Origin of the sequence: Kribbella sp. CCNWLW201 (genome assembly GCF_037203805.1) — a bacterium.
Classification (GTDB): Bacteria; Actinomycetota; Actinomycetes; order Propionibacteriales; family Kribbellaceae; genus Kribbella.
Genome location: NZ_JBBCBQ010000018.1, coordinates 57,962 through 77,921 on the forward strand (window position 1 = coordinate 57,962; position 19,960 = coordinate 77,921).

Here is a 19,960-nt window from a genome sequence, read left to right on the forward strand (position 1 = left end):
GCGGTGCGGGTTCGATAGGGTCGGGCGCCATGAGCAGCTTCCCGGACGACGTCGAGGCCTACTATGCGGAGCTCGCCGAGCGGCGGGGCTGGTCGCCCGAAACGGCGGCGGCGATCCGGTCGACCGTCGAGCTGATCCGGGATCTCGATCGCGGCACCGCTCCGCGCACGTACGGCGCCCTGGCCGCCGACGACGGCACCGACTGGCTGTACGAGGCGGTCTGGCACGAGCGCGAGTGGGTCGTCATCCGCCAGCTCGGCGCGGCCGAGGACGGCACGCTCACCCGGTACTGGTGGCAGCGTCTCGAGGACGATGAGGGCATCCTCACAGACCGGGCCCTGGACCGGGACGAATGGGGCCTGCGGCCTTTGTCCCGCGAGGACTTCTACACCGCCTGGGACGACCCCGGCTGGTCCCTCACGGCCTGATACCTGAACTCTGCGGTACTCCGCAGTACTGAATGTTCGTGATTCGAGACAATCTCGCCACCCGTCGGACAGGTTGTGGCAGACTGCGAAATGTCATGAAGAACTACCGGGTCATTATTCTCTAGGCGCGCTCAGCCGGCAGTACCTGAGCGCGCAGACCTCTCGCACCTTGCGGGAGGTTTTTTGTTTGCCCCAGATTGCACACCGCCAGCCCCTCGGAAGGCCGATCATGAGCATCTCGGACGAGTTCCACGTCTATGACACGACTCTGCGCGACGGCGCGCAGCAGGAGGGGCTGGCGCTGTCCGTCGCCGACAAGATCGCCATCGCGCAGCACCTGGACGACCTGGGGGTCGGCTTCATCGAGGGTGGCTGGCCGGGCGCGGTGCCGAAGGACACCGAGTTCTTCGAGCGGGCCCGGACCGAGCTGCACCTGCGCAACGCGACGTTCGCCGCGTTCGGCGCGACCCGCAAGCCCGAGTCCGCGGCGGCCGACGACCCGCAGGTCGCCGCGCTGCGGGACTCCGGCGCCTCCGTGGTCACACTCGTTGCCAAGAGCCACGATGCCCATGTCGAACGCGCCCTGCGTACGACGCTCGACGAGAACCTCCGGATGGTCGCCGACACGGTCCGCCACCTGCGCGAGCACGGCCAGCGGGTCTTCCTCGACACCGAGCACTTCTTCGACGGCTACCGCGCCAACCGCGACTACGCCCTCGAGGTAGTAAGGGTCGCCGCCGAGGCCGGCGCCGACGTAGTCGCCTTGTGCGACACCAACGGTGGGACGCTGCCGCGGGAGTTGCAGGACATCGTCCGCGACGTCCTCGAATCGACCGGCGCCCGGCTCGGCATCCACTGTCACAACGACGCCGGCTGCGCGGTGGCGAACACGATCGCCGCCGTCGAGGCCGGCGTCACGCACGTCCAGGGCACCATCAACGGGTACGGCGAACGGACCGGCAACGCGGACCTGCTCGCGATCGTCGCCAACCTCGAACTCAAGCGGGAGATGGAACTGCTCCCGGCCGGCAAGCTGGCCGAGTCGTTCCGGATCGCCCACGCGATCGCCGAAGTGACGAACGTGCCGCCGTCGACCCGGCAGCCGTACGTCGGTGTGTCCGCCTTCGCCCACAAGGCGGGGCTGCACGCCAGTGCCATCAAGGTGGATCCCGACCTCTACCAGCACACGGATCCCGCCCGGGTCGGCAACGACATGCGGATGCTCGTCTCCGAGATGGCCGGCCGGGCCAGTATCGAGCTGAAGGGCCGCGAACTCGGCTTCGACCTCGGCAACGACCGCGAACTGGTCAGCCGGGTGACCGACCGGGTCAAGGAGATGGAGGCCCGCGGCTACACGTTCGAGGCCGCCGACGCGTCCTTCGAGCTGCTCCTCACCGAGGAGGTCACCGGGCAGCGGGCCAGCTTCTTCGACGTCGAGTCGTGGCGGGTGATCACTGAGTCGCGCGCCGACGGCGAGGCGGTGTCGGAGTCGACGGTGAAGCTGGTCGCGGCCGGCGAGCGGGAGATCGTCACCGGTGAAGGCAACGGGCCGGTGAACGCCCTCGACCACGCGCTGCGGACCGCGATCGAGCGCGCGTACCCGGTGGTGAACAAGTTCGAGCTGGTCGACTACAAGGTCCGCATCCTCGACCAGGGCCATGGCACCGACGCGGTGATCAGAGTCCTGATCGAGACCGCGGACGGCGAAGGATCGTGGGTGACCGTCGGAGTCGGCGCGAACATCGTCGAGGCGTCCTGGGAAGCCCTAGTCGACGGCTTCACCTACGGCCTGCTCCGACACAAGGAGGTCGTCCGATGAGCGTCCTCGCTGTCCAGCGAACCGTCACCGTCCTCACCGCGCAGGTCGTCGAGACCGACGGCCTGATCGCACGCATCGCCGTACTGCTGAACCCGTACGACGTCCGCGAGCTCAGCCTCTCCCTCGACGAGGGACGCCTGCGCATCGTCGTCGAAGGCGACGGCTTCGACGCCGGCCGAGTCTCCGCCCGCCTCGAGAAAATCGTCGGCGTACTCGAGGTAGCCGCCATCAGCTGAGCCGGCCGGTAACGCAACCTTCCCGGCATATTGGTCCTGGTTGGCTCCTGCTGGAGTGGTGTCGGGAAACCGGTTTTACGGCGGATGGCCTTGCCCTGCTGGCCAAATGGGTTTGGTCAGGAAGGTTTAATAGGTCGGAGTTCGGTAGAACTTCCTGTGCCCGCCCACGCACAGGAGGCCGCCATGCTCCGCTCACTCCTCGCCAGCGTTCTCATCGCGGCGATGCTGGTGCCGGCCGGTACCGGCACTGCCGCGCCCCCACCGCCGACGCCGGCCGCGTTCAGCCATCCCGGCGTACTGGTCGACAAAGCGCAACTGGACTTCGCCCGCCAGCAGGTCAAGGCGGGCGCTCAACCGCAGAAAGCGGCGTACGACGCCATGAAGGCGAGCACGTACGCCGCCTTGTCCTACACGCCGAAACCGCGCGCGATCGTCGAGTGCGGCTCGAACTCCATCCCGAACAACGGCTGCTCCGACGAGCGCAACGACGCCCTCGCGGCCTACACCCACGCACTCCTCTGGTACATCGACCGCGACCCGCGCAACGCCCAGAAGGCGATCGAGATCATGGACGCCTGGTCCGCGGTGCTGCAGGATCACACGAACTCGAACGCCCCGCTGCAGACCGGCTGGTCCGGTGCATCCTTCTCCCGGGCCGGCGAGCTGATCAAGTGGACGTACGACGGGAAGTGGGCGCAGCGTGGACGCTTCGAGCGGATGCTGCGCGATATCTACCTGCCCGAGATCCGCAACGGTGCAGGCTGCAAGAACGGCAACTGGGAGCTGATCATGATGGACGCGGCGATCGGTATCGCCGTCTTCCTGGACGACCGGCCAGCGTTCGACAAGGCGATCGCGATCTGGCGCGGCCGGGTGCCGGGGTACATCTACGAGAAGACCGACGGACCGTTGCCGAAGGCACCATCGACCTGCCCGATGGACACCCCCGAGGAGATCGTCGACTACTGGCAGGGCCAGTCCACCTTCTCCAACGGGCTCGCGCAGGAGACCTGCCGCGACTTCGGCCACACCGGCTGGGGCCTGACCGCCGCCACCCACGTCGCCGAAACGGCCTGGCACCAAGGCGTCAATCTGTACGGCGAGGTGAACAAGCGGCTGACCGACGCCTACTACTTCCACACCCGCCTGGAGAACGGTGCGCCGACGCCGCCGGACCTCTGCGGTGGCACCGTGAAGTTGGGCCTCGGCGCGGTGACCGAAATCGTCTACAACCACTACCACAACCGCCTGGGCCAGCCGATGCCGACGACACTGCGCTACACCGAGGCCAAGCGTCCCGCCGGTGCCAACTACTTCTTCGCCTGGGAAACCCTCACCCACGCCAACAATCCCCGCTGATCCGCTGTCGGGGACCGCGGACACTAGTTCTTCCGGAGCGCCACGATTCGTCTGCCCGACTGGATGAGTTGGCCGGCGGTCTCGAAGGAACCGCGGCCCCCGGCCGTCGCGGTGGCGACCTGACCCTGGGCGGCGCCGTTGACGATCAGCGTGTAGCGACTGCTCTCGGCACCCACCGCGTCGGCGACAGAGGTTTGTGCGACCGCCGTATCGTCGGACAGTTGCTCGATCTGCAGATCGACCGGGCGGCCGCGCCCGTCCAGGTTCACCAGTTCGCCGGTGACGGTGTCGGCCACGGCCTCTGCGTCGAGCTTGCTCTCATAGTCGCGTTTCTCGACCACGACATAGCGGCCGCTGACTTGGCCGTCGAACCAGTTCACAGACCAGCCGTCCTTGAACTTCACGTCTCGAAGGGCGCCGGTCTCGGGATTGATGCAGACGGCTTTGTTGCCGTAGAGCACCCGCGCTTGACCGTCGAGGACGTCCAGCACCTCGGTGACGCTGCCCCTGACGAACGGGCTCACCCAGGATCGGCCGCCGGCAAGCGCGGTTCCCTTGGCTGCGCGGCGTGCCTCGTCGTACCCGAACTCGATGAAGGTCTTTCCCGCGATGGCGAAGTCGTTGCTCTTGGGGTGGACTGTGGCCGCCACCCGGCCAGTGCGTGCGTCCAGAACCGCTACCGGCCGATCCGACGTGTTCGGCCCGCCGTCGACGGCGATCCAGTCGGAGTGCGGCGCCCAGCGCCTCGGGTTGTAGCCGCTCTGACCGCCCGACCCCGCGGTCGCTCCACCAGGGTGTGTCCAGAGCTTCTGACCGGTCCGCAGATCCAGCCCTGTCGTCGTAGCGTCGCTGCTGAACACGACCACGTCGTCGTTCGCGGTGAAGGGCTGTTGGTCTGGGATGTCCTGCTGCCACTTGGTCTTGCCGTCGGCGATCGAGATGACTGCCGCCTTGGAGTCATCGTCGACGAGGAGCAGGGAATCCCCTCCCAGCTGCTTCCACTCGGCGACGCCTGAACTGAAGAAACCGCTCGTCCACACCTCGCGACCATCAGTGGTCGCCCGGCCTCGCAACGCATGGGTGCGGCGGTTCAGCGTGACCGCGATGCCGTCGTGGGCCGCGACCAGGTTCACGTCTTCGTCGACCGTCCATCCGGGTGGCGCGATCGGCGGGATCCGGACCACGAGTACTCCGGTGGCAATCACCGCGACAGCGGCAACCGCCGCGCCGATCCGCCGTTCGATGCTGAGCTGTCGTGACACAACGGTGAGCGCGACGGCCGCGATCACCAGCGCGGCGATCCACGCCATCCATCCCCAATCGAGGACGACGGTCAGTGTGCCGGCGACAACGGCAACGGCGAGGACGACGAACGCCGCGATGGTTCGCCGGCGTGCTCGCTGCTGTCTGCCCTTGGCGATGTCTTCGGCCAGGCTGGACTCGACGTCAGGCATTCAGATCCTCGCTGTGGGGCGGTGATGGGACCGCAAGCATGTCAAACGAGCAGGCCCGCGGCCGTTCCCGGCCCGACGGCACTGGACCGTCAGGCCAGGAGCACGGTTCGCCGGCCGCGGGAACCTCAGTCCCAGCTGAGACCGCTCGACGACTGGTACTCGATCACGCGGGTCTCGAAGAAGTTCTTCTCCTTCTTCAGGTCCATCACCTCCGACATCCACCCGAACGGGTTCCGGGTCTCGCCGAAGATCGGGGCCAGGCCGATCTGCTCCGCCCGGCGATCGGTGATGAAATGCATGTACTGCTCGCACAATTCCGCGGTCAGCCCGAGCATGCCGTTCGGCATCGTCGCGCGCCCATAGGCCACCTCGAGCTCACACGCCTCGGTCAGCATCTGCCGCACCTCGGCCTGGAACGCGGGTGTCCACAGGCGCGGGTTCTCCTGCTTGATCTGGTTGATGCAGTCGATGCCGAAGTTCAGGTGGATCGACTCGTCGCGCAGGATGTACTGGTACTGCTCGGCGATCCCGACCATCTTGTTCCGCCGGCCGAGCGACAGGATCTGCGCGAACCCGGTGTAGAACCACATCCCCTCGAACACCACATAGAACGCGATCAGGTCACGCAGGAACGCGGTGTCGGCCTCCGGCGTCCCGGTGCGGAAGTCCGGGTCCTCCAGGTGCTGGGTGTACTTCAGCGCCCAGGCGTCCTTGTCCGAGATCGACGGCACTTCTCGGTACATGTTGAACAACTCGCCTTCGTCGAGGCCGAGCGACGTACAGATGTACTGGAAGGTGTGCGTGTGCACGGCCTCCTCGAACGCCTGGCGGAGCAGGTACTGCCGGCACTCGGGGTTGGTCAGCTGCCGGTAGACGGCGAGGACGATGTTGTTCGCGACCAGCGACTCCGCGGTGGCGAAGAAGCCGAGGTTCCGCTTCAGCATCAACCGCTCGTCGTCGGTCAGGCCGTCCCGCGACTTCCAGAGCGCGATGTCGGCCTGCATGGACACCTCGGTCGGCATCCAGTGGTTGTTGCACCCGGCAAGGTACTTCTCCCAGGCCCAGCGGTACTTCAACGGCAGCAGTTGATTGACGTCGGCCCGCGCATTGATCATCGCCTTGTCCGCGACGTGCACCCGCTCGGCGCCAACGGAGATCTCGCCCAATCCGGTGGTCACTGGCACGCCTCGCATTCCGGGTCATCGATGGCACATACCGCGACGGGTACGGCGTTCAGCCGCCCATCCGTGCCCTGCAGCGTGGACTTCTCCACGTGGGTCGCTGACTGGGAACGTAGGTAATAAGTCGTCTTGAGGCCATGGCGCCATGCCGACCGGTAGAGCTCGTCCAGCGCCCGGCCCGACGGTGCGGACATGTAGAGGTTCAGCGACTGCGCCTGGTCGATCCACTTCTGCCGCCGCGACGCCGCCTTCACCAGCCACTGCGGATCGATCTCGAACGCGGTCGCATACAACTCGCGCAGGTCGGCCGGGATCCGCTCGATCCCAGCCAGGATGCCGTCGTGATACTTCAGATCCGACACCATCACCTGGTCCCACAACCCGCGCGCCTTGAGATCGGCGACCAGGTACGGGTTCGCCACGGTGAACTCGCCGGACATGTTCGACTTCACGAACAGGTTGCTGTACGTCGGCTCGATCGACTGACTCACCCCGCAGATGTTGGAGATCGTCGCGGTTGGCGCGATCGCCATCACGTTGGAGTTGCGCATCCCGTCCCGGCGGATCTTGGCACGCAGCGCGTCCCAATCGAGTTGCTTGCTCTCGTCAACGATCACGTCGCCGTCCCGGGCCGCTCGGAGCAACGCGATCGAGTCGATCGGCAGGATGCCCTGGCTCCACAGCGAACCGTCGTACGTCGAGTAGCTGCCGCGCTCGGCGGCGAGATCGCTGGACGCCTCGATCGCGTGGTAACTGATCTGCTCCATCGAGCTGTCGGCGAAGGCGACGGCCGCGTCGGAGGAGTAGGGGATCCGCAGCGTGAACAGCGCGTCCGCGAACCCCATCAGGCCGAGACCGACCGGGCGGTGCCGCTGGTTCGCGCGCTCGGACTCCGGGGTGGTGTAGAAGTTCACGTCGATGACGTTGTCGAGCATCCGCACCGCCGTCTTCACGGTGTCGCGAAGCAATTCGGCGTCGAGACCGTCTTCGGTCAGATGCGCGACCAGGTTGACCGAACCGAGGTTGCAGACGGCCGTTTCGTCGACCGTGGTGTTGAGAGTGATCTCGGTGCACAGGTTCGACGAGTGGACCACGCCGTCGTGCTGCTGCGGCGACCGCAGGTTGCAGGCGTCCTTGAAGGTGATCCAGGGGTGCCCGGTCTCGAACAGCACAGTCAGCATCCGCCGCCACAGCTCGACCGCCCGGACCCGCCGGAACACCTTGATCTCACCCCGGTCGGCGGCTTCCTCATAACCGCGGTAGGCCGTGGCGAACGCGGCGCCGTACAGGTCGTGGAGGTCGGGAACCTCGTCGGGGGAGAAGAGGGTCCACTGGCCGTCCGCCTCGACCCGCTGCATGAACAGGTCGGGAACCCAGTTCGCCGTGTTCATGTCGTGAGTCCGGCGCCGCTCGTCGCCGGTGTTCTTGCGGAGGTCGAGGAACTCCTCGATATCGATGTGCCAGGTCTCCAGGTAGGCACAGACCGCGCCCTTGCGCTTACCTCCCTGGTTGACCGCGACCGCGGTGTCGTTGGCGATCTTCAGGAACGGTACGACGCCCTGCGACTCACCGTTGGTGCCGCGGATCTTCGCGCCGATGCCGCGGACCGGGGTCCAGTCGTTGCCGAGACCGCCGGAGTACTTGGCGAGCAGGGCGTTGTTGCGGATCTTGGTGAAGATGCCGGCCAGGTCGTCCTCGACGGTGGTCAGGAAGCACGACGACAACTGCGGCCGGGTCGTCCCGGCGTTGAACAGCGTCGGCGTCGACGACATGAACCGGAACGAGCTGAGCAGCTCGTAGAACTGGATCGCCCGTGCCTCCCGGTCGTCCTCGCGCAGCGCCATCCCCATCGCGACCCGGAGGAAGAACACCTGCGGCAGCTCGTACCGGACCTTGTCGATGTGCAACAGATAGCGGTCGTACAGGGTCTGCAGGCCGAGGAACGCGAAGTCGAGATCCCGCTCGGGCCGGATCGCTGCGGCGAGCCTGGTCAGGTCGAACGCGGCCAGCTCCGGGTCGAGCTGACCCGCCTCGATCCCGGTCCGGATGTACTCCGGGAAGTACGCCGGGTACGCCGTGGTCATATCGGCCTGGCTCGCCTGACGCGGCCCACCATGGACGCGACCGAGCGCCTCGCGGCGGATCTGGTCCAGCAGCAGGCGGGACGCGGCGAAGCTGTACTGCGGCTCGGTCTCGACGTAGGACCGGGCGGCCATCACCAGCGCGAGCTCCACCTCGTGCTGCGCGATGCCGTCGTAGCAGGAGCCGAGGGTCTCGTCGAGGATCAGGTCGGGGTCGACAGAGTCGAGGCCGTCGGCCGCCTCCGCGACGATCACGCGCAGCCGGTCGACGTCCAGCGGTGAGGTGCTGCCGTCGGCGGCGCGGACGCTGATCGCCGGCTTCTCGGTGACGCCGGCCGGGTCGGCGGGCGTGCGGGCCTTGGTGCGCTCTTCCCGGTACAGGACGTACGCGCGGGCAACCTGGTGCTCACCGGTGCGCATCAGCGCCAGCTCGACCTGGTCCTGGATGTCCTCGACCTGGACGCTGCGACGGGCGTCACCGCGGCTGGTCAGGGCGTCGACGACCCGGCCGGTCAGGTCGGTCACCAGGTCGCGGACCCGGTGCGTGCTGCCGGCCTCGGCTCCCTCGACGGCGAGGAACGCCTTGGTCATGGCGACCGAGATCTTGGCCTGGTCGAATGCGGTACTGCTGCCGTCGCGGCGGACGACGGTCAACTGGATCGGTTGGGCGGCCTCGATGGCCGCCACCGATCGGGATGACGAAGCGATGGTCACAGATGCTCTTTCCACACGAGTTCGGAGGATCGCGGACACTCGCGGGTGGGGAGCATGACGGGACAGGCAGCACCGGCCGGGATTACTCCTGTCACGCCCTGCGACCCGCCCTCGAGGTCTCGGACCGCGTGCACCGGCGGTGCACGCGCCGGTGGCAGGTATCCGGACTCGCGGAAGGCTTCCGCTCACCGTTGCGGGGCAGCTCCGGAGTCGCACCGGATTCCCCTGTTGCCTCGGAACGGCCCACCAAGTCAGCCGGCCGCTCCGAACCACCAGCAGTAGCGATGCTAGGCCGCCACACCTAGATCTAGTGGTAGCGCCACGCCGCGTGTCGCACATGTTGTGGTCCTCACGCTGCTGCCGCATAGAGATCCTGGAGCGTCATGATCTCCGAGCCGTGGTGGATGAGCTCGCGGTTGAGGCGCAGCACGACGTGACCGAACGGCTCGCCGGCGTCGAGCTCGGTCGCCTGGCTGAGGCCGACGGTCATCACCTGTTCCTCGTCCAGTGCGGCGATCGAGTCCTGCCACGCATCCACCCAGTGCGTCAGCCAGGCGACCGCGTCCCGGGCGTTGCCGTGCAAGGTGATGTCGGCGCGCCCTTGCCGGCTCCCGCCGAACGTCCACTCCCAGCGTTCGAAGAACTGCTCGGTCAGGTGGGCGATCAACCACGCGATCGTCCGCGGCCCGCGGTGGTCGGGCTCATCAGGCCATTGGGCGACCCACTCCCCGGAGCCGAGTGATCGGAACCGGCCGGCGTAGTGGCGCCGTACGACGGTCAGCGCCTCGCTGCTCGGCTGCCAGAAGTACTGCTCGTCGGTCAGCTCGGCGAGCCGGCCGGACAACACCATCCAGCTGAAGCCGAGCTGGCCGCGGACCATCGCCATCGCCGATGGGCGGTGCAGGATGTCCCAGTCGAACGGCTCCGGCATCACGTTTCCTCACGCTCCCCGTCGAGATTTGCAGCAGGATCGAACATGTGTTCGAATTCTTGCCTGACGGGAGGAGAAAGTCAATGTGCACGGTGTGTTGGTTCTGGCCTCGACGGCACTGGTCTGGTAGGCGGTTCGATCCTGGTATCGGCCGCCGGGCTGGCGAAGCGCCGTTCGAGCAGGGTGAAGGCGTCGATCAATTCGGGCGCCTCGTAGACGCGGTTCCGCCGACCGTCGGTGACCTCGCGCAGGATGCGAGCCTCGACCAACCTGGCGAGTGCCTGGTTGGCGGCCTGTTGCGATCGGTCGATCAGCCGCGCTGCGCCGGCCAGGGTGAGCACAGGCGCGGCCGGGAGCGTATCGATCAGCAGCTCCACGGCCGAGCCGGCCCGGATCGGTGCGGCGCGCTCACGCCAGGCGGTCTTGAGGTCGGCCGCGGTTCGCTCGAATCGCGCCGCCTCCGCGGTCGCGTGACTGCACGCGGCGGCGAACATGAGCAGCCACTGGTTGGCCGCCGTCCGGGCGCGTGGGCCGGTCGGCTTGCCGATGTGCCGGAAGGCGGTGAGCGCCTCGACGTACTGCGTCGCGTGCGTCGCGAGGGACAGCGACACCGGCGGGACGGTCCGCTCGACCAAACCTTCCGCGCGCAGGATCAGGTGGATCAGTGCCCGCCCGGTCCGTCCGTTGCCGTCGGCAAAGGGGTGGATCGTCTCGAACTGGGCGTGCGCGATCGCGGTCTTCGCCAGCACCGGCAGGCGAGACTCGCGGACGAATGTCATCAGGTCGGCCAGCAGTTCGGGGATCAGCTGGGCCGGCGGCGGGACGTAGTACGCCTCGGCGGGGGAGCGGCCACCGATCCAGTTCTGCAGGTACCGGATCTCGCCGCCGAATTCCGGGCTGGGCGAATGCGCCATCAGCCGGCGATGAGCTTCGAGCAGGTGCTCGACCTCGAGCTTGTCACCGGCCCGCACGGACTCGGTCACCCAGGTCATCGCGTCGACCGCGCCGAGCACCTCCTCGGCGGTCACATCACGCTGCCCCTCCCGCAGCACCTCCGCCTTCAACAGTCGCCGCGCGCCGACGACCAGCCCCTCGATCTGCGACGACCCCACCGCCTCGGCCCGCAGCAGCAGTCGCGCCAGCGCCTCACTGTTCGTCAGCACGGCGGCAGTCGCATCAAGCCGGCCGAGATCGCCGGCCGCGTCCTCCAGTGCGGCCAGCACTTCATCACTCAGGTCGAACACCCGCCCGACCAGCGGGTCCGGGAAGTACAACTCGTACGACCCGCCCAACCGCTCCGCCCGGGTGAACCCATCCGGGTGCCCGGGCCACCGATGCAACTCCACACGAGCCATGACCAACGCCCCTTCCTTGTTCAAGGTTACCCCACAACCTTGAATAAGGCTCCAGTACCGGTTTGTCCCTGTTGGGTGCGGGCGGGGCCGAGCAGGCTGGTCGCCATGGGACAGTTCGCTGAAGTCGCATCGGGATCTGGTTCTCTCGCGATCGAGGGTCTGGTCGGCGAGTTGCGCGAGATGGTTGAGGGGTTGCGCGACCGCGAGCGGATCCGATTGCTGACCGAGTCGGCCGCTATCGGCGCGTGCCAGCGAGCGCTGCGGAGCGGCGCACAGGACCAGCTGGTGTCGCTCTGTACTGCGCTGCCGCCGCTGACCGAGCTCAACGACCAGGTCGGTCCAGCGAGCTGCCGGGAGATCTACCCGGCGGCTGTGTTCTCCAGTGCCGTCCACCGGCGCTGGGCGGCGGATCGGGTCGGCGTCGGCCGTCGGATTCGCACGCTGCCATCGGTCGCCGCCGGGGTGACCGTCGCCGACGAGGACGCGGCTTTGGTCGTGATCCCCAGTGACGACAGTGGCGGCGAGGTTCGTGCTGTCCACATCCGCGACGTCGCATTGGTCCGGCCGATGCGGAGCTTCCTCGAATCCGCCTGGCTCGCCGCGCTACCGGTCACCTCGGCGTCCCCTGCTCCCGCCTTGACTCGCCGCCAGTACGCAATCGGCAACCTGCTCTCCGACGGCCTCAAGGACGAGGTGATCGCCCGCAGCCTCGGCCTCTCCTTGCGCACCATCCGGGCCGAGGTCTCCGCGCTCTGCACGGCACTCGATGCGGCCTCCCGCTTTCAGGCCGGCGCTCGCTTCGCGCGGCTGACCACAGTGACCCCGGAGGTTGACAGGCTGTGCTGATGACGCTGGATGCGGATGCCCTGCGGATGGTGGCGGCCAACGAGGCGGATTGGGATGCTCGGGCGCCGTTGCATGCGGCGAGCGGGTTCTACAGTCGGCCCGCGGAGTACTGGTTCGCGGACTACGAGTGGGAGGATCTCGGTCCGCTCGAGGGGCGCGACGTACTGCATCTGCAGTGTCATCTGGGGACGGAGACCATCGCGTTCGCCCGACGAGGGGCGCGGGCGATCGGTCTGGATCTGTCCGCGCGGTCGCTCGAGGAGGCTCGGCGGATCGCGGCCGACGCCGGCCTGGAAATCGAGTACGTGCACGCCAATGTGTACGACGCGGTGGACGCGCTGCCGGGTCGTCAGTTCGACGTCGTGTACACGGGCAAGGGCGCGCTCTGCTATCTACCCGATCTGCAGCACTGGGCAGAGGTGGTCCGCGAACTCCTCAAACCCGGCGGTGCGCTGTACATCGTCGAGTTCCACCCGCTCCTCAACGCACTCCGCCCGGTCTCGCTTCCCGGTGAATCAGACGATCTGACCATCCGCACCGACTACCTGGAAGGTCGCGGGCCGATCGCCCACGACTCGACCACGACGTACACCGGTGACGAGGTGCCCGGCCGCCAACGCAGCTACGAATGGCGGCACGGTCTCGGCGAACTGGTCACCACGCTCGCAGCCGCCGGTCTCAGCATCACCACCCTGCGCGAGTCCGAAGTCCTGCAGTGGCCGCGCTGGCCTACCATGCAGCAAACCCCGGAAGGCTGGTGGCGCCTCCCTGATGAGTTCCCACGCATCCCGCTCCTCTTCGCACTGAAGGCCACGAAAGATGAATGACAACGGGCGGGCGCAGCGCGAGAGCGATCTGATCAGCTACTACAGCAACGAGATTCGGGATCGTCAGGGGCGAGGGCTGTCCGACGACCGGGTCCGGACGCGTACGTCGTACCTGCGCAAGTTGGATGCGCGGGCCGCCTCGGTGCTGGAGTTGCCGTTCGAGGACAGGACGTTCGAGGCGGGCTGGACGATGAGCACGTTGCTGCACATCGCGGACGAGGATCTCGACGACGCACTCGCGGAGATCGTTCGGGTGCTGCGGCCGGGCGCTCCGTTGGGGATCGGCCTGTGAGGCGACGAGGTCGGTGGCGAACGAGTCTGGCAGGACGATTCCGGCTTCGGCCCGGGCCGCTTCTTCAGCATCCGCACTGACGACGCGATGCAGGAAGCTCTCGCGCGCCACGGAGCCGTCGAACAGTGGCTGTCCTGGCGCGACGGCGACAGCCCGATGCACTACCAGTGGGCGGTCCTGCGGACGCCGGCCTGAATCACTCAGCGGCTCGGCGGCGGGTGGCGTGCGCGCGGCCTTGGGTTCGTAGGGTTGTCGTTTCTGTCTGGGCGTGTTCGCGGCCTTGGCGGAGGAAGTCGAGGAGAAACCTCAGCTGGGTGTCGGAGTACTCCGAGATCTGCTGGTGCCAGCGTTCGCCGATCGGTTCGTAGTACCGGCCGATGTCGGCGACGCGCTCGGGAATGACCTGGACGACGACGCGGCGGCGGTCAGCGGGGTCGGGTTCGCGCCGGACGTAGCCGGCCCGCTCGAGCCGGTCGACCAGGCGGGTGACGGCGCCCGTGGTCATCCCCATCAGATCGGCCAGCCGCCGTACCCCCGCGGGCCCGATCTCCAGCAGAGCACCGATCGCGTGCACGTCGGTCAACGGCATGCCGAGCTGGTCGGCGACAGCGATCTGGAAGCGCGTCGCCGCCGAGATGTACCACGGCATCTCCTGGATCAGGGCGTCCAGGAGTTCGTCACGCGTGCTGGCCATGGACCAAACCTACGGGTTCCCCTGAACCATCCCTGGTAATTGCTCCAAGCAGTAGCTGCTTGAAGCAGCGAAATGCTTGACTCCGATCAATCGAGAGGAGTCAGTGTCATGAAGCCGTACTTCCTGGTGGTGCCGTTCAGTGCCGTGGTCACCGGACTGTTCAACCTCGGCGAGTTCCTGCCGTGGCCGATCGCCGTCCTGCTCGGCGCGACCTGGGGCCTCCTCGTCGGCCTGGTTGCGTACCGGATTCGCTATCGATGGGCCGAGGATGCACTGATCGCGATCGGCGCGGCCGGGTTCGCGTTCGCGGGGTGCGGCGGGCTGATGGCGATCCTGCTGCTCAAGGGCGCGTTGAACAGTACGTCGCTCACCGGTGAGGCGCTGGAGCAGATGTTCCTGCCGTCGATCCCGTACTACATCGCCGTCAACAGCATCCTCGAGATCCTCGTCATCCCGCTGATCCTGTACGTCGGATGGCGTCCCGGCCGGCGCCGGATCCTGATCGTGGCCGCTGCCGCCCTCTACTTCGCGATGCGGGTCTGGACCTATCTCGCCTTCGTCCCTGCCCGCCTGGGCTGGGCCGACTCCGATCACTCCACCCAGCCGCTGACGCCGGCCGAGCGCAGGCAGGCCTTCGACGACCTGATGCTCAATGATCCCCGCTGGATCCTGCTGCTGGTGATGTTCGCACTGCTGTTACTAGCGGCGTTGTTGGGGTCCGCGGAAGGCGACGTACAGGATCGAGACTCCGGCCGCGGCGATGATCGGGCCGACGATGGCCCAGAAGCTGCTGCCGGTCATCGAGCTGCCCTCGAGGTACCCGAGCCCCTGGAACGTGAAGATCGCCCCGGACACAGTGAGCAGCGCGCCGAGCGCGATCGCGACGATCTTCCCCATACGATGACCCTAGCCCAGCAGTTCGTCGCACAGCGCCACGAGTTGTAGCCGGAGTGGGCGGGCGCGGGTGGCGAAGGAGCGTTGGGCGGCGGCGTACTCGGCTTTGCCGGCTGGCGTTTCGATCGGCACGGGGGAGTAGCCGAGGGCGGACAGGTCGTACGGCGAGGCACGCATGTCCAACGTCCGGATGTCGCGGGCGAGCTCGAAGCAGTCCAGTACAAGCGAGCTCGGCGTGAACGGCATCAGCTTGCAGGCCCACTTGTAGAGGTCCATGTTGGCGTGCAGGCAGCCGCCTTGTTCCAGCGCAGGCTGGGATTCACGCGTGGGTTGCAGGACATTCAACCCACGCGCCGGGGTGGTGAAGAAGCGGAAGGCATCGAAGTGCGAGCACGCGATCTTGTGCGACTCCACCACCGAATCGGTGCCCTCGGCACCTAGTCGCAGCGGCCACTTCTCATGCCGTACGTCGGACGTCCGGTAGACCATCGCCCATTCGTGCAACCCGAAACAGCCGAACTGTGGCTGACGATCCGCGGTCGCGGCCAGCAACCGCCCGATCCACTGAATGCTGTCGCGCCGGCGAGACACCTCGGCCGGATCCACGAATGCCGCCCCGTCGACGTACGTGTAGCCGCGGCGTCCGTCGTACTCGACAGCTTCAAGCAGACGGATGCCGGGTCCGGGGTGCCAGATGCGGAGCTGGTTGGGGCGGGTGGGGTAGTAGGTGAAGAGGAAGTCCTCGACCGGGTGTGCCTCGCGACGCTTCCGGCGGTCCACGTGATCGGCGACCAGCCCGTCGACACGCACTCGATGGGCGTCAGCCAATGACGTCCATTCGGCGGGGCTCAGAGCGACAGTCACAGGTCCAGGGAGAAGGCGTGGAGATCGACACCGGGGATCGGGGACCAGTCGCGCTCGGGAATGCGGACGAAGCCGAGGCGGTCGTAGATGCGGTGCGCCGAGGTCATGTAGACCGCGCTGCTCATCACCAGGCGGCGGAGGCCCAGCTCCCGGGACCGTTCGACGCAGCGCTCGGTCAGAGCTGTGCCGATGCCCAGTCCGCGAGCCCGCCCCGCGACGCCGAGCATCCGGAACTCGCCCTCGTCGTCCAGCCCGATCTCCCGGTAGACAGAGCCCGGTGGGCAGAAGGTGACGGTGCCGAGCAGCCCGTCCTCGTCCGCCGCGACCCACAGCTCCGCCTTGGCGGCCCGGTCGGCGGCCGCACGCAGCGTCATCGCGTAGTCGCCCTTGACGAAACCGTCGTGTGCGTACGCCTCCACAGTCAGCTCGCCGACGGCGTCGTACTCGCCCGGAACGGCCAGCCGGATCTGACTAGTCACCGGATAACTGTCTCATTGAGGGGGCGTCTCCTGGCCCCCCGCCTACTGCGGGGCACTCGGCACGGCACCTCGCCGCACTGGAGCAAAGGCCACGATGGAAAGCATCGAGGCCTTCACTCCAGCACGCCGATGCACCGCACCGAGCACCTCTCGCTACGGCAGGGGACCAGGAGACGCCCCCTGGCCCCGACGGTAGGCTCGGGCCGTGCGTATCGCCAGATTCTCCGTGGACGACGAGCCGAAGTACGGCGTCGTCGAGACCGACGACCCCGAAGGGCTCGTCGGTACCGTCTCCGTGCTCGACTCGGACCCGCTCTACCGGCCGGTCCAGTTCACCGGGGAGAAGGTGCAACTGGCCGACGTCCGGCTGCTCGCGCCGGTGATCCCGCGCAGCAAGGTGGTCTGTGTCGGCCGGAACTACGCCGCGCACGCCGCCGAGCTCGGCAACGAGGTGCCGAAGGAGCCGATGATCTTCCTCAAGCCGAACACGAGTGTGATCGGCCCGCGCGACGGCATCGTCTATCCGGAGCAGACCAACAACCTGCACTTCGAGGGCGAGCTGGCGATCGTGATCGGCCGGATCTGCCGCGACCTGCCCAAGGAGCGGGTCAACGAGGTGATCTTCGGCTACACGGTGGCCAACGACGTGACCGCGCGCGACCTGCAGAAGACCGACGGGCAGTGGGCCCGGGCCAAGGGGTACGACACGTTCTGCCCGCTCGGCCCGTGGATCAGCACCGAGCTCGACGTGTCCGACCTGCGCGTGACCACCGAGGTGAACGGCGAGCCGAAGCAGGACGGGCGGACCTCGCAGTTCATCTTCGGCATCCCGGAGGTGCTGGCCTACATCACCTCCTTCACCACGCTGCTGCCCGGCGACGTGGTGCTCACCGGTACCCCCGCGGGTGTCGGCCCGATGCTGCCCGGCGACGAGGTCTCGGTCAGCATCGAAGGAATCGGAACTCTGACGAACAAGGTGATCGTGCGTGACTGACAAGCCTGCCCCGACCGGCGACGACGTCCTCGGAGGCTTGGAACCGAACCAGGTGCGGCTGCGGTTCGCCCCGTCCCCGACCGGCCTCCTGCACGTCGGAAACATCCGTACGGCGCTGTTCGCGTGGGCGTTCGCCCGGCACTTCGGCGGCAAGCTGGTGCTGCGGATCGAGGACACCGACACTGCCCGGAACACGCCCGAGGGTCTGCAGTTCACCCTCGAGTCGCTGCGCTGGCTGGGAATCGACTGGGACGAAGGCCCCGAGGCCGGAGGCGACCGCGGCCCCTACCTGCAGTCCGAGCGGATGGACATCTACGCCGACGTGGTGGCGAAGCTGCTCGCCGCGGGCAAGGCCTACCACTGCTACTGCTCGCAGGAGGAGCTCGACCAGCGCCGCGAGAAGGCTCGTTCGGCCGGGCAGCACAGCGGGTACGACGGCCACTGCCGCGTCCTGACCGACGAGCAGGTCAAGGCGTACGTCGAGGAAGGCCGCCGGCCCGTGGTCCGGCTGCGGATGCCCGACCGGCCGATCGTCTTCGACGACCTGGTCCGTGGCGAGATCACCTTCCTGCCGGAGAACCTGGGCGACTACGTCCTGGTCCGGGCGAACGGTCACCCGCTGTACCCGCTGGTGAACCCGGTCGACGACGCGCTGATGGAGATCACCCACGTACTGCGCGGCGAGGACCTGCTCCCGTCGACGCCGCGGCAGATCGCGCTCTACGAGGCGCTGGCCGAGATCGGCGTGGGCAGCGGCCGGACGCCGCGGTTCGGGCACCTGCCGTTCGTGATGGGCGAGGGCAACAAGAAGCTGTCCAAGCGGGATCCGAGCTCCAGCCTCGGTGAATACATGGAGCGCGGCTTCCTGCCCGAGGGCCTGCTGAACTACCTGGCCCTGCTCGGCTGGTCGATCGCCGACGACCGCGACGTCTTCACCATGGCCGAGATGATCGAGGCCTTCGACATCCGCAAGGTGAACGCGAACGCGGCCCGGTTCGACCCGAAGAAGTGCGAGGCGATCAACGCCGCGCACATGCGGCTGCTGGACCCGGAGGTGTTCGCCCAGCGGATGATCCCGTTCCTGGCCAAGGAAGGGGTGCTGCCGGCCGAGCCGTCGGACGACCAGTTCGCCGTCCTGCGGGCCGCCGTACCGCTGGTGCAGGAGCGGATGAACACCCTGTCGGAGTCGGTCGACATGCTCGGCTTCCTGTTCGTCGACGAGGACGCGTTCACGCTCGACCCGGATGCCGCCGGCAAGGTGCTGACCGGCGACGCGGGTGCCGTTCTGGAGGCGTCGGTCAAGGCGCTTTCCGACGCCGAATGGACCACCGAGGCGATCGAGGCGGCCTTGCGTACGTCGCTCATCGAAGGACTCGGCCTGAAGCCGAAGAACGCGTTCGGCCCGGTCCGGGTGGCGATCTCCGGACGCCGGATCTCGCCGCCGCTGTTCGAGTCGCTGGAGCTGCTGGGCCGCGAGAAGTCGCTGCACCGGCTCGAGCAGGCTCGCGCGTCACTACTGGCGGACTAGATGCCGAACGCGGTTGAAGCTCAGCCGTACGACCGGCTGCTGCGGAACTCCGAGACTCCGAACGGGTACGTGATCCTCGGGGCGTTCACGATCTTCGCCGGCTGGATCTTCGCCAGTCTGGTGATCCTGACCGTCCAGCGGGGGATCCGGACCGACCCCGAGGGGACCGTCTCCTGGTTCGGGCTGCTGGCGACGAACCTGTCGCTGATCGTGCTGATCCCGCTGAGCATGCTGGTCGCGCAGAAGCTCAACCGGCAGACACCGGGGCTGTTGTCCTCGGTGATCGGCCGGCTGCGGTGGCGGTCGCTGGGGTTGTTCGCCGTGGCCGCCGTACTGCTCGAGCTTGTGATGCTCGGTGTCATCCAGCTCGGCGGGGTCGAGCTGCTGGGCGACGGGAACGGCGGGATCGCACCGGATGCTGCCGGAGTGATCGCTGTCACGCTGCTCACGTCGACGTTCCAGGCAGCGGGCGAGGAGTACTTCTTCCGCGGATATCTGCTGCAGGCGGTCGGTGCGCTGGTGCGGAGCTCGGTGGTGGCGGTGGTCGTCACCACCGTGCTGTTCACGATGGCGCACGGGATCTGGCCGTGGGAGAGCCCGGCGTTGTTCCTGGACCGGTTCGCGTTCGGGTTGGTGGCCGGGTTCCTCGTCGTACGGACCGGTGGGCTGGAGGCGTCGATCGCGGCGCATGCGGCGAACAACGTGGTGACGTTCGTGTTCGCGGCGCTGACCGACAGCGTGGGCGCCAGCCTGGGCGCCGACGACGCTCCGTGGTCGTTGGTGGCCGTCGACATCGTGAAGTTCGTGGCGTTCGGTCTGGTGGCGTTGTGGCTGGCGCGGCGGACGAAGCTGGCGACCGTTTGCGACCTGCCGCTGACGCCTGCTCCGGCGCCTGGCAAGAGGCTGGTGTGACGGGAGTGACAACTCGCCAGGGGGACCCCGTTTTGGTGTCCGGGCCCTTGCTCGGGTACTCTCTTCGAGCCA

The 19,960-nt window shown here is 67.5% G+C and carries 19 protein-coding genes and 1 riboswitch; of the genes, 11 read left to right on the forward strand and 8 right to left on the reverse strand.

Annotated elements, in window-relative coordinates; genetic code table 11:
• Nucleotides 1-29: 29 nt before the first annotated feature.
• From V9K99_RS41425 to V9K99_RS41440, 4 genes are all read left to right on the forward strand, one after another.
• Nucleotides 30-428 carry a hypothetical protein gene (locus tag V9K99_RS41425; RefSeq protein WP_337011321.1) on the forward strand — a complete coding sequence of 133 codons (399 nt, stop codon included), beginning with the start codon at nucleotides 30-32 and terminating at the stop codon, nucleotides 426-428.
• A gap of 229 nt (nucleotides 429-657) precedes the next feature.
• Nucleotides 658-2,247, forward strand: a complete 1,590-nt coding sequence (gene cimA / locus V9K99_RS41430; RefSeq protein ID WP_337011319.1) for a citramalate synthase — start codon at nucleotides 658-660, stop codon at nucleotides 2,245-2,247.
• Nucleotides 2,244-2,483, forward strand: a complete 240-nt coding sequence (locus V9K99_RS41435) for a hypothetical protein (protein WP_337011317.1) — start codon at nucleotides 2,244-2,246, stop codon at nucleotides 2,481-2,483. The genes cimA and V9K99_RS41435 overlap by 4 nt, the downstream gene beginning before the upstream one ends.
• A gap of 183 nt (nucleotides 2,484-2,666) precedes the next feature.
• Nucleotides 2,667-3,842 (forward strand): alginate lyase family protein, encoded by a 1,176-nt coding sequence (locus V9K99_RS41440; protein WP_337011315.1) that lies wholly within the window; start codon nucleotides 2,667-2,669, stop codon nucleotides 3,840-3,842.
• A gap of 23 nt (nucleotides 3,843-3,865) precedes the next feature.
• Here V9K99_RS41440 and V9K99_RS41445 read toward each other — a convergent pair whose 3' ends face one another.
• The 5 genes from V9K99_RS41445 to V9K99_RS41465 all read right to left on the reverse strand — a co-directional run bounded on the left by V9K99_RS41445 (nucleotide 3,866) and on the right by V9K99_RS41465 (nucleotide 11,558).
• Nucleotides 3,866-5,296, reverse strand: coding sequence for an outer membrane protein assembly factor BamB family protein (locus tag V9K99_RS41445; protein ID WP_337011313.1), 1,431 nt, complete (start codon nucleotides 5,294-5,296; stop codon nucleotides 3,866-3,868).
• A 125-nt stretch (nucleotides 5,297-5,421) separates the two neighbouring features.
• A complete protein-coding gene (locus tag V9K99_RS41450) occupies nucleotides 5,422-6,474 on the reverse strand; it encodes a ribonucleotide-diphosphate reductase subunit beta (protein ID WP_337011311.1) in 1,053 nt (350 codons plus the stop codon).
• Entirely contained in the window at nucleotides 6,471-9,266 is a 2,796-nt protein-coding gene (locus V9K99_RS41455; protein ID WP_442914773.1) for a ribonucleoside-diphosphate reductase subunit alpha, read from the reverse strand. The genes V9K99_RS41450 and V9K99_RS41455 overlap by 4 nt, the downstream gene beginning before the upstream one ends.
• A gap of 142 nt (nucleotides 9,267-9,408) precedes the next feature.
• Nucleotides 9,409-9,561, reverse strand: a riboswitch (cobalamin riboswitch).
• Nucleotides 9,562-9,621: 60 nt separating this feature from the next.
• Nucleotides 9,622-10,203 carry a DinB family protein gene (locus V9K99_RS41460; RefSeq protein WP_337011307.1) on the reverse strand — a complete coding sequence of 194 codons (582 nt, stop codon included), beginning with the start codon at nucleotides 10,201-10,203 and terminating at the stop codon, nucleotides 9,622-9,624.
• Nucleotides 10,204-10,283: 80 nt separating this feature from the next.
• Nucleotides 10,284-11,558 carry a Fic family protein gene (locus V9K99_RS41465; protein ID WP_337011306.1) on the reverse strand — a complete coding sequence of 425 codons (1,275 nt, stop codon included), beginning with the start codon at nucleotides 11,556-11,558 and terminating at the stop codon, nucleotides 10,284-10,286.
• A gap of 105 nt (nucleotides 11,559-11,663) precedes the next feature.
• Here V9K99_RS41465 and V9K99_RS41470 point away from each other — a divergent pair, with 105 nt between their 5' ends.
• From V9K99_RS41470 to V9K99_RS41480, 3 genes are read left to right on the forward strand one after another with little or no spacing between them, the layout of a single operon-like run.
• On the forward strand, nucleotides 11,664-12,404 hold the full coding sequence (locus V9K99_RS41470) for a helix-turn-helix transcriptional regulator (RefSeq protein ID WP_337011305.1): 741 nt from the start codon (nucleotides 11,664-11,666) through the stop codon (nucleotides 12,402-12,404).
• Nucleotides 12,404-13,231, forward strand: a complete 828-nt coding sequence (locus V9K99_RS41475; RefSeq protein ID WP_337011304.1) for a class I SAM-dependent methyltransferase — start codon at nucleotides 12,404-12,406, stop codon at nucleotides 13,229-13,231. Before V9K99_RS41470 ends, V9K99_RS41475 begins: the two co-directional genes overlap by 1 nt.
• A complete protein-coding gene (locus V9K99_RS41480) occupies nucleotides 13,224-13,523 on the forward strand; it encodes a class I SAM-dependent methyltransferase (protein ID WP_337011303.1) in 300 nt (99 codons plus the stop codon). Before V9K99_RS41475 ends, V9K99_RS41480 begins: the two co-directional genes overlap by 8 nt.
• A 196-nt stretch (nucleotides 13,524-13,719) precedes the next feature.
• On the opposite strand, the gene V9K99_RS41485 is transcribed toward V9K99_RS41480, so the two are convergent.
• Entirely contained in the window at nucleotides 13,720-14,217 is a 498-nt protein-coding gene (locus V9K99_RS41485; RefSeq protein WP_337011301.1) for a MarR family winged helix-turn-helix transcriptional regulator, read from the reverse strand.
• Between the two features lie 108 nt (nucleotides 14,218-14,325).
• Here V9K99_RS41485 and V9K99_RS41490 point away from each other — a divergent pair, with 108 nt between their 5' ends.
• A complete protein-coding gene (locus V9K99_RS41490) occupies nucleotides 14,326-15,162 on the forward strand; it encodes a hypothetical protein (RefSeq protein ID WP_337011299.1) in 837 nt (278 codons plus the stop codon).
• Here the strand turns inward: V9K99_RS41490 and V9K99_RS41495 are convergent.
• The gene (locus V9K99_RS41495) at nucleotides 15,124-15,975 is read right to left on the reverse strand and encodes a 3-methyladenine DNA glycosylase (protein ID WP_337011297.1); all 852 of its coding nucleotides are present in this window, start codon (nucleotides 15,973-15,975) and stop codon (nucleotides 15,124-15,126) included. The genes V9K99_RS41490 and V9K99_RS41495 overlap by 39 nt on opposite strands.
• A complete protein-coding gene (locus tag V9K99_RS41500; protein ID WP_337011295.1) occupies nucleotides 15,972-16,454 on the reverse strand; it encodes a GNAT family N-acetyltransferase in 483 nt (160 codons plus the stop codon). The genes V9K99_RS41495 and V9K99_RS41500 overlap by 4 nt, the downstream gene beginning before the upstream one ends.
• A gap of 205 nt (nucleotides 16,455-16,659) precedes the next feature.
• Here V9K99_RS41500 and V9K99_RS41505 point away from each other — a divergent pair, with 205 nt between their 5' ends.
• Genes V9K99_RS41505 through V9K99_RS41515 form a run of 3 tightly spaced genes read left to right on the forward strand, consistent with a single transcriptional unit; the run spans nucleotide 16,660 to nucleotide 19,888 of the window.
• Nucleotides 16,660-17,448, forward strand: a complete 789-nt coding sequence (locus V9K99_RS41505; protein ID WP_337011293.1) for a fumarylacetoacetate hydrolase family protein — start codon at nucleotides 16,660-16,662, stop codon at nucleotides 17,446-17,448.
• Nucleotides 17,441-18,976: a glutamate--tRNA ligase gene (gltX, locus tag V9K99_RS41510; RefSeq protein ID WP_337011291.1), complete on the forward strand. Its 1,536-nt coding sequence runs from the start codon at nucleotides 17,441-17,443 to the stop codon at nucleotides 18,974-18,976. The genes V9K99_RS41505 and gltX overlap by 8 nt, the downstream gene beginning before the upstream one ends.
• Complete coding sequence (locus V9K99_RS41515) at nucleotides 18,977-19,888, forward strand: CPBP family intramembrane glutamic endopeptidase (protein ID WP_337011289.1); 912 nt, start codon at nucleotides 18,977-18,979, stop codon at nucleotides 19,886-19,888.
• The last annotated feature ends 72 nt before the right edge of the window (nucleotides 19,889-19,960 follow it).

Bases quoted from the DNA above. Each gene is read 5' to 3' on its own strand.
- V9K99_RS41460 (WP_337011307.1), bottom strand. From the start codon at position 10,203: ATGCCGGAGCCGTTCGACTGGGACATCCTGCACCGCCCATCGGCGATG.
- V9K99_RS41475 (WP_337011304.1), top strand. From the start codon at position 12,404: ATGACGCTGGATGCGGATGCCCTGCGGATGGTGGCGGCCAACGAGGCG.
- V9K99_RS41480 (WP_337011303.1), top strand. From the start codon at position 13,224: ATGAATGACAACGGGCGGGCGCAGCGCGAGAGCGATCTGATCAGCTAC.
- V9K99_RS41490 (WP_337011299.1), top strand. From the start codon at position 14,326: ATGAAGCCGTACTTCCTGGTGGTGCCGTTCAGTGCCGTGGTCACCGGA.
- V9K99_RS41425 (WP_337011321.1), top strand. From the start codon at position 30: ATGAGCAGCTTCCCGGACGACGTCGAGGCCTACTATGCGGAGCTCGCC.
- V9K99_RS41485 (WP_337011301.1), bottom strand. From the start codon at position 14,217: ATGGCCAGCACGCGTGACGAACTCCTGGACGCCCTGATCCAGGAGATG.
- V9K99_RS41445 (WP_337011313.1), bottom strand. From the start codon at position 5,296: ATGCCTGACGTCGAGTCCAGCCTGGCCGAAGACATCGCCAAGGGCAGA.
- V9K99_RS41470 (WP_337011305.1), top strand. From the start codon at position 11,664: ATGGGACAGTTCGCTGAAGTCGCATCGGGATCTGGTTCTCTCGCGATC.
- V9K99_RS41515 (WP_337011289.1), top strand. From the start codon at position 18,977: ATGCCGAACGCGGTTGAAGCTCAGCCGTACGACCGGCTGCTGCGGAAC.
- V9K99_RS41440 (WP_337011315.1), top strand. From the start codon at position 2,667: ATGCTCCGCTCACTCCTCGCCAGCGTTCTCATCGCGGCGATGCTGGTG.
- cimA (WP_337011319.1), top strand. From the start codon at position 658: ATGAGCATCTCGGACGAGTTCCACGTCTATGACACGACTCTGCGCGAC.
- V9K99_RS41435 (WP_337011317.1), top strand. From the start codon at position 2,244: ATGAGCGTCCTCGCTGTCCAGCGAACCGTCACCGTCCTCACCGCGCAG.
- V9K99_RS41465 (WP_337011306.1), bottom strand. From the start codon at position 11,558: ATGGCTCGTGTGGAGTTGCATCGGTGGCCCGGGCACCCGGATGGGTTC.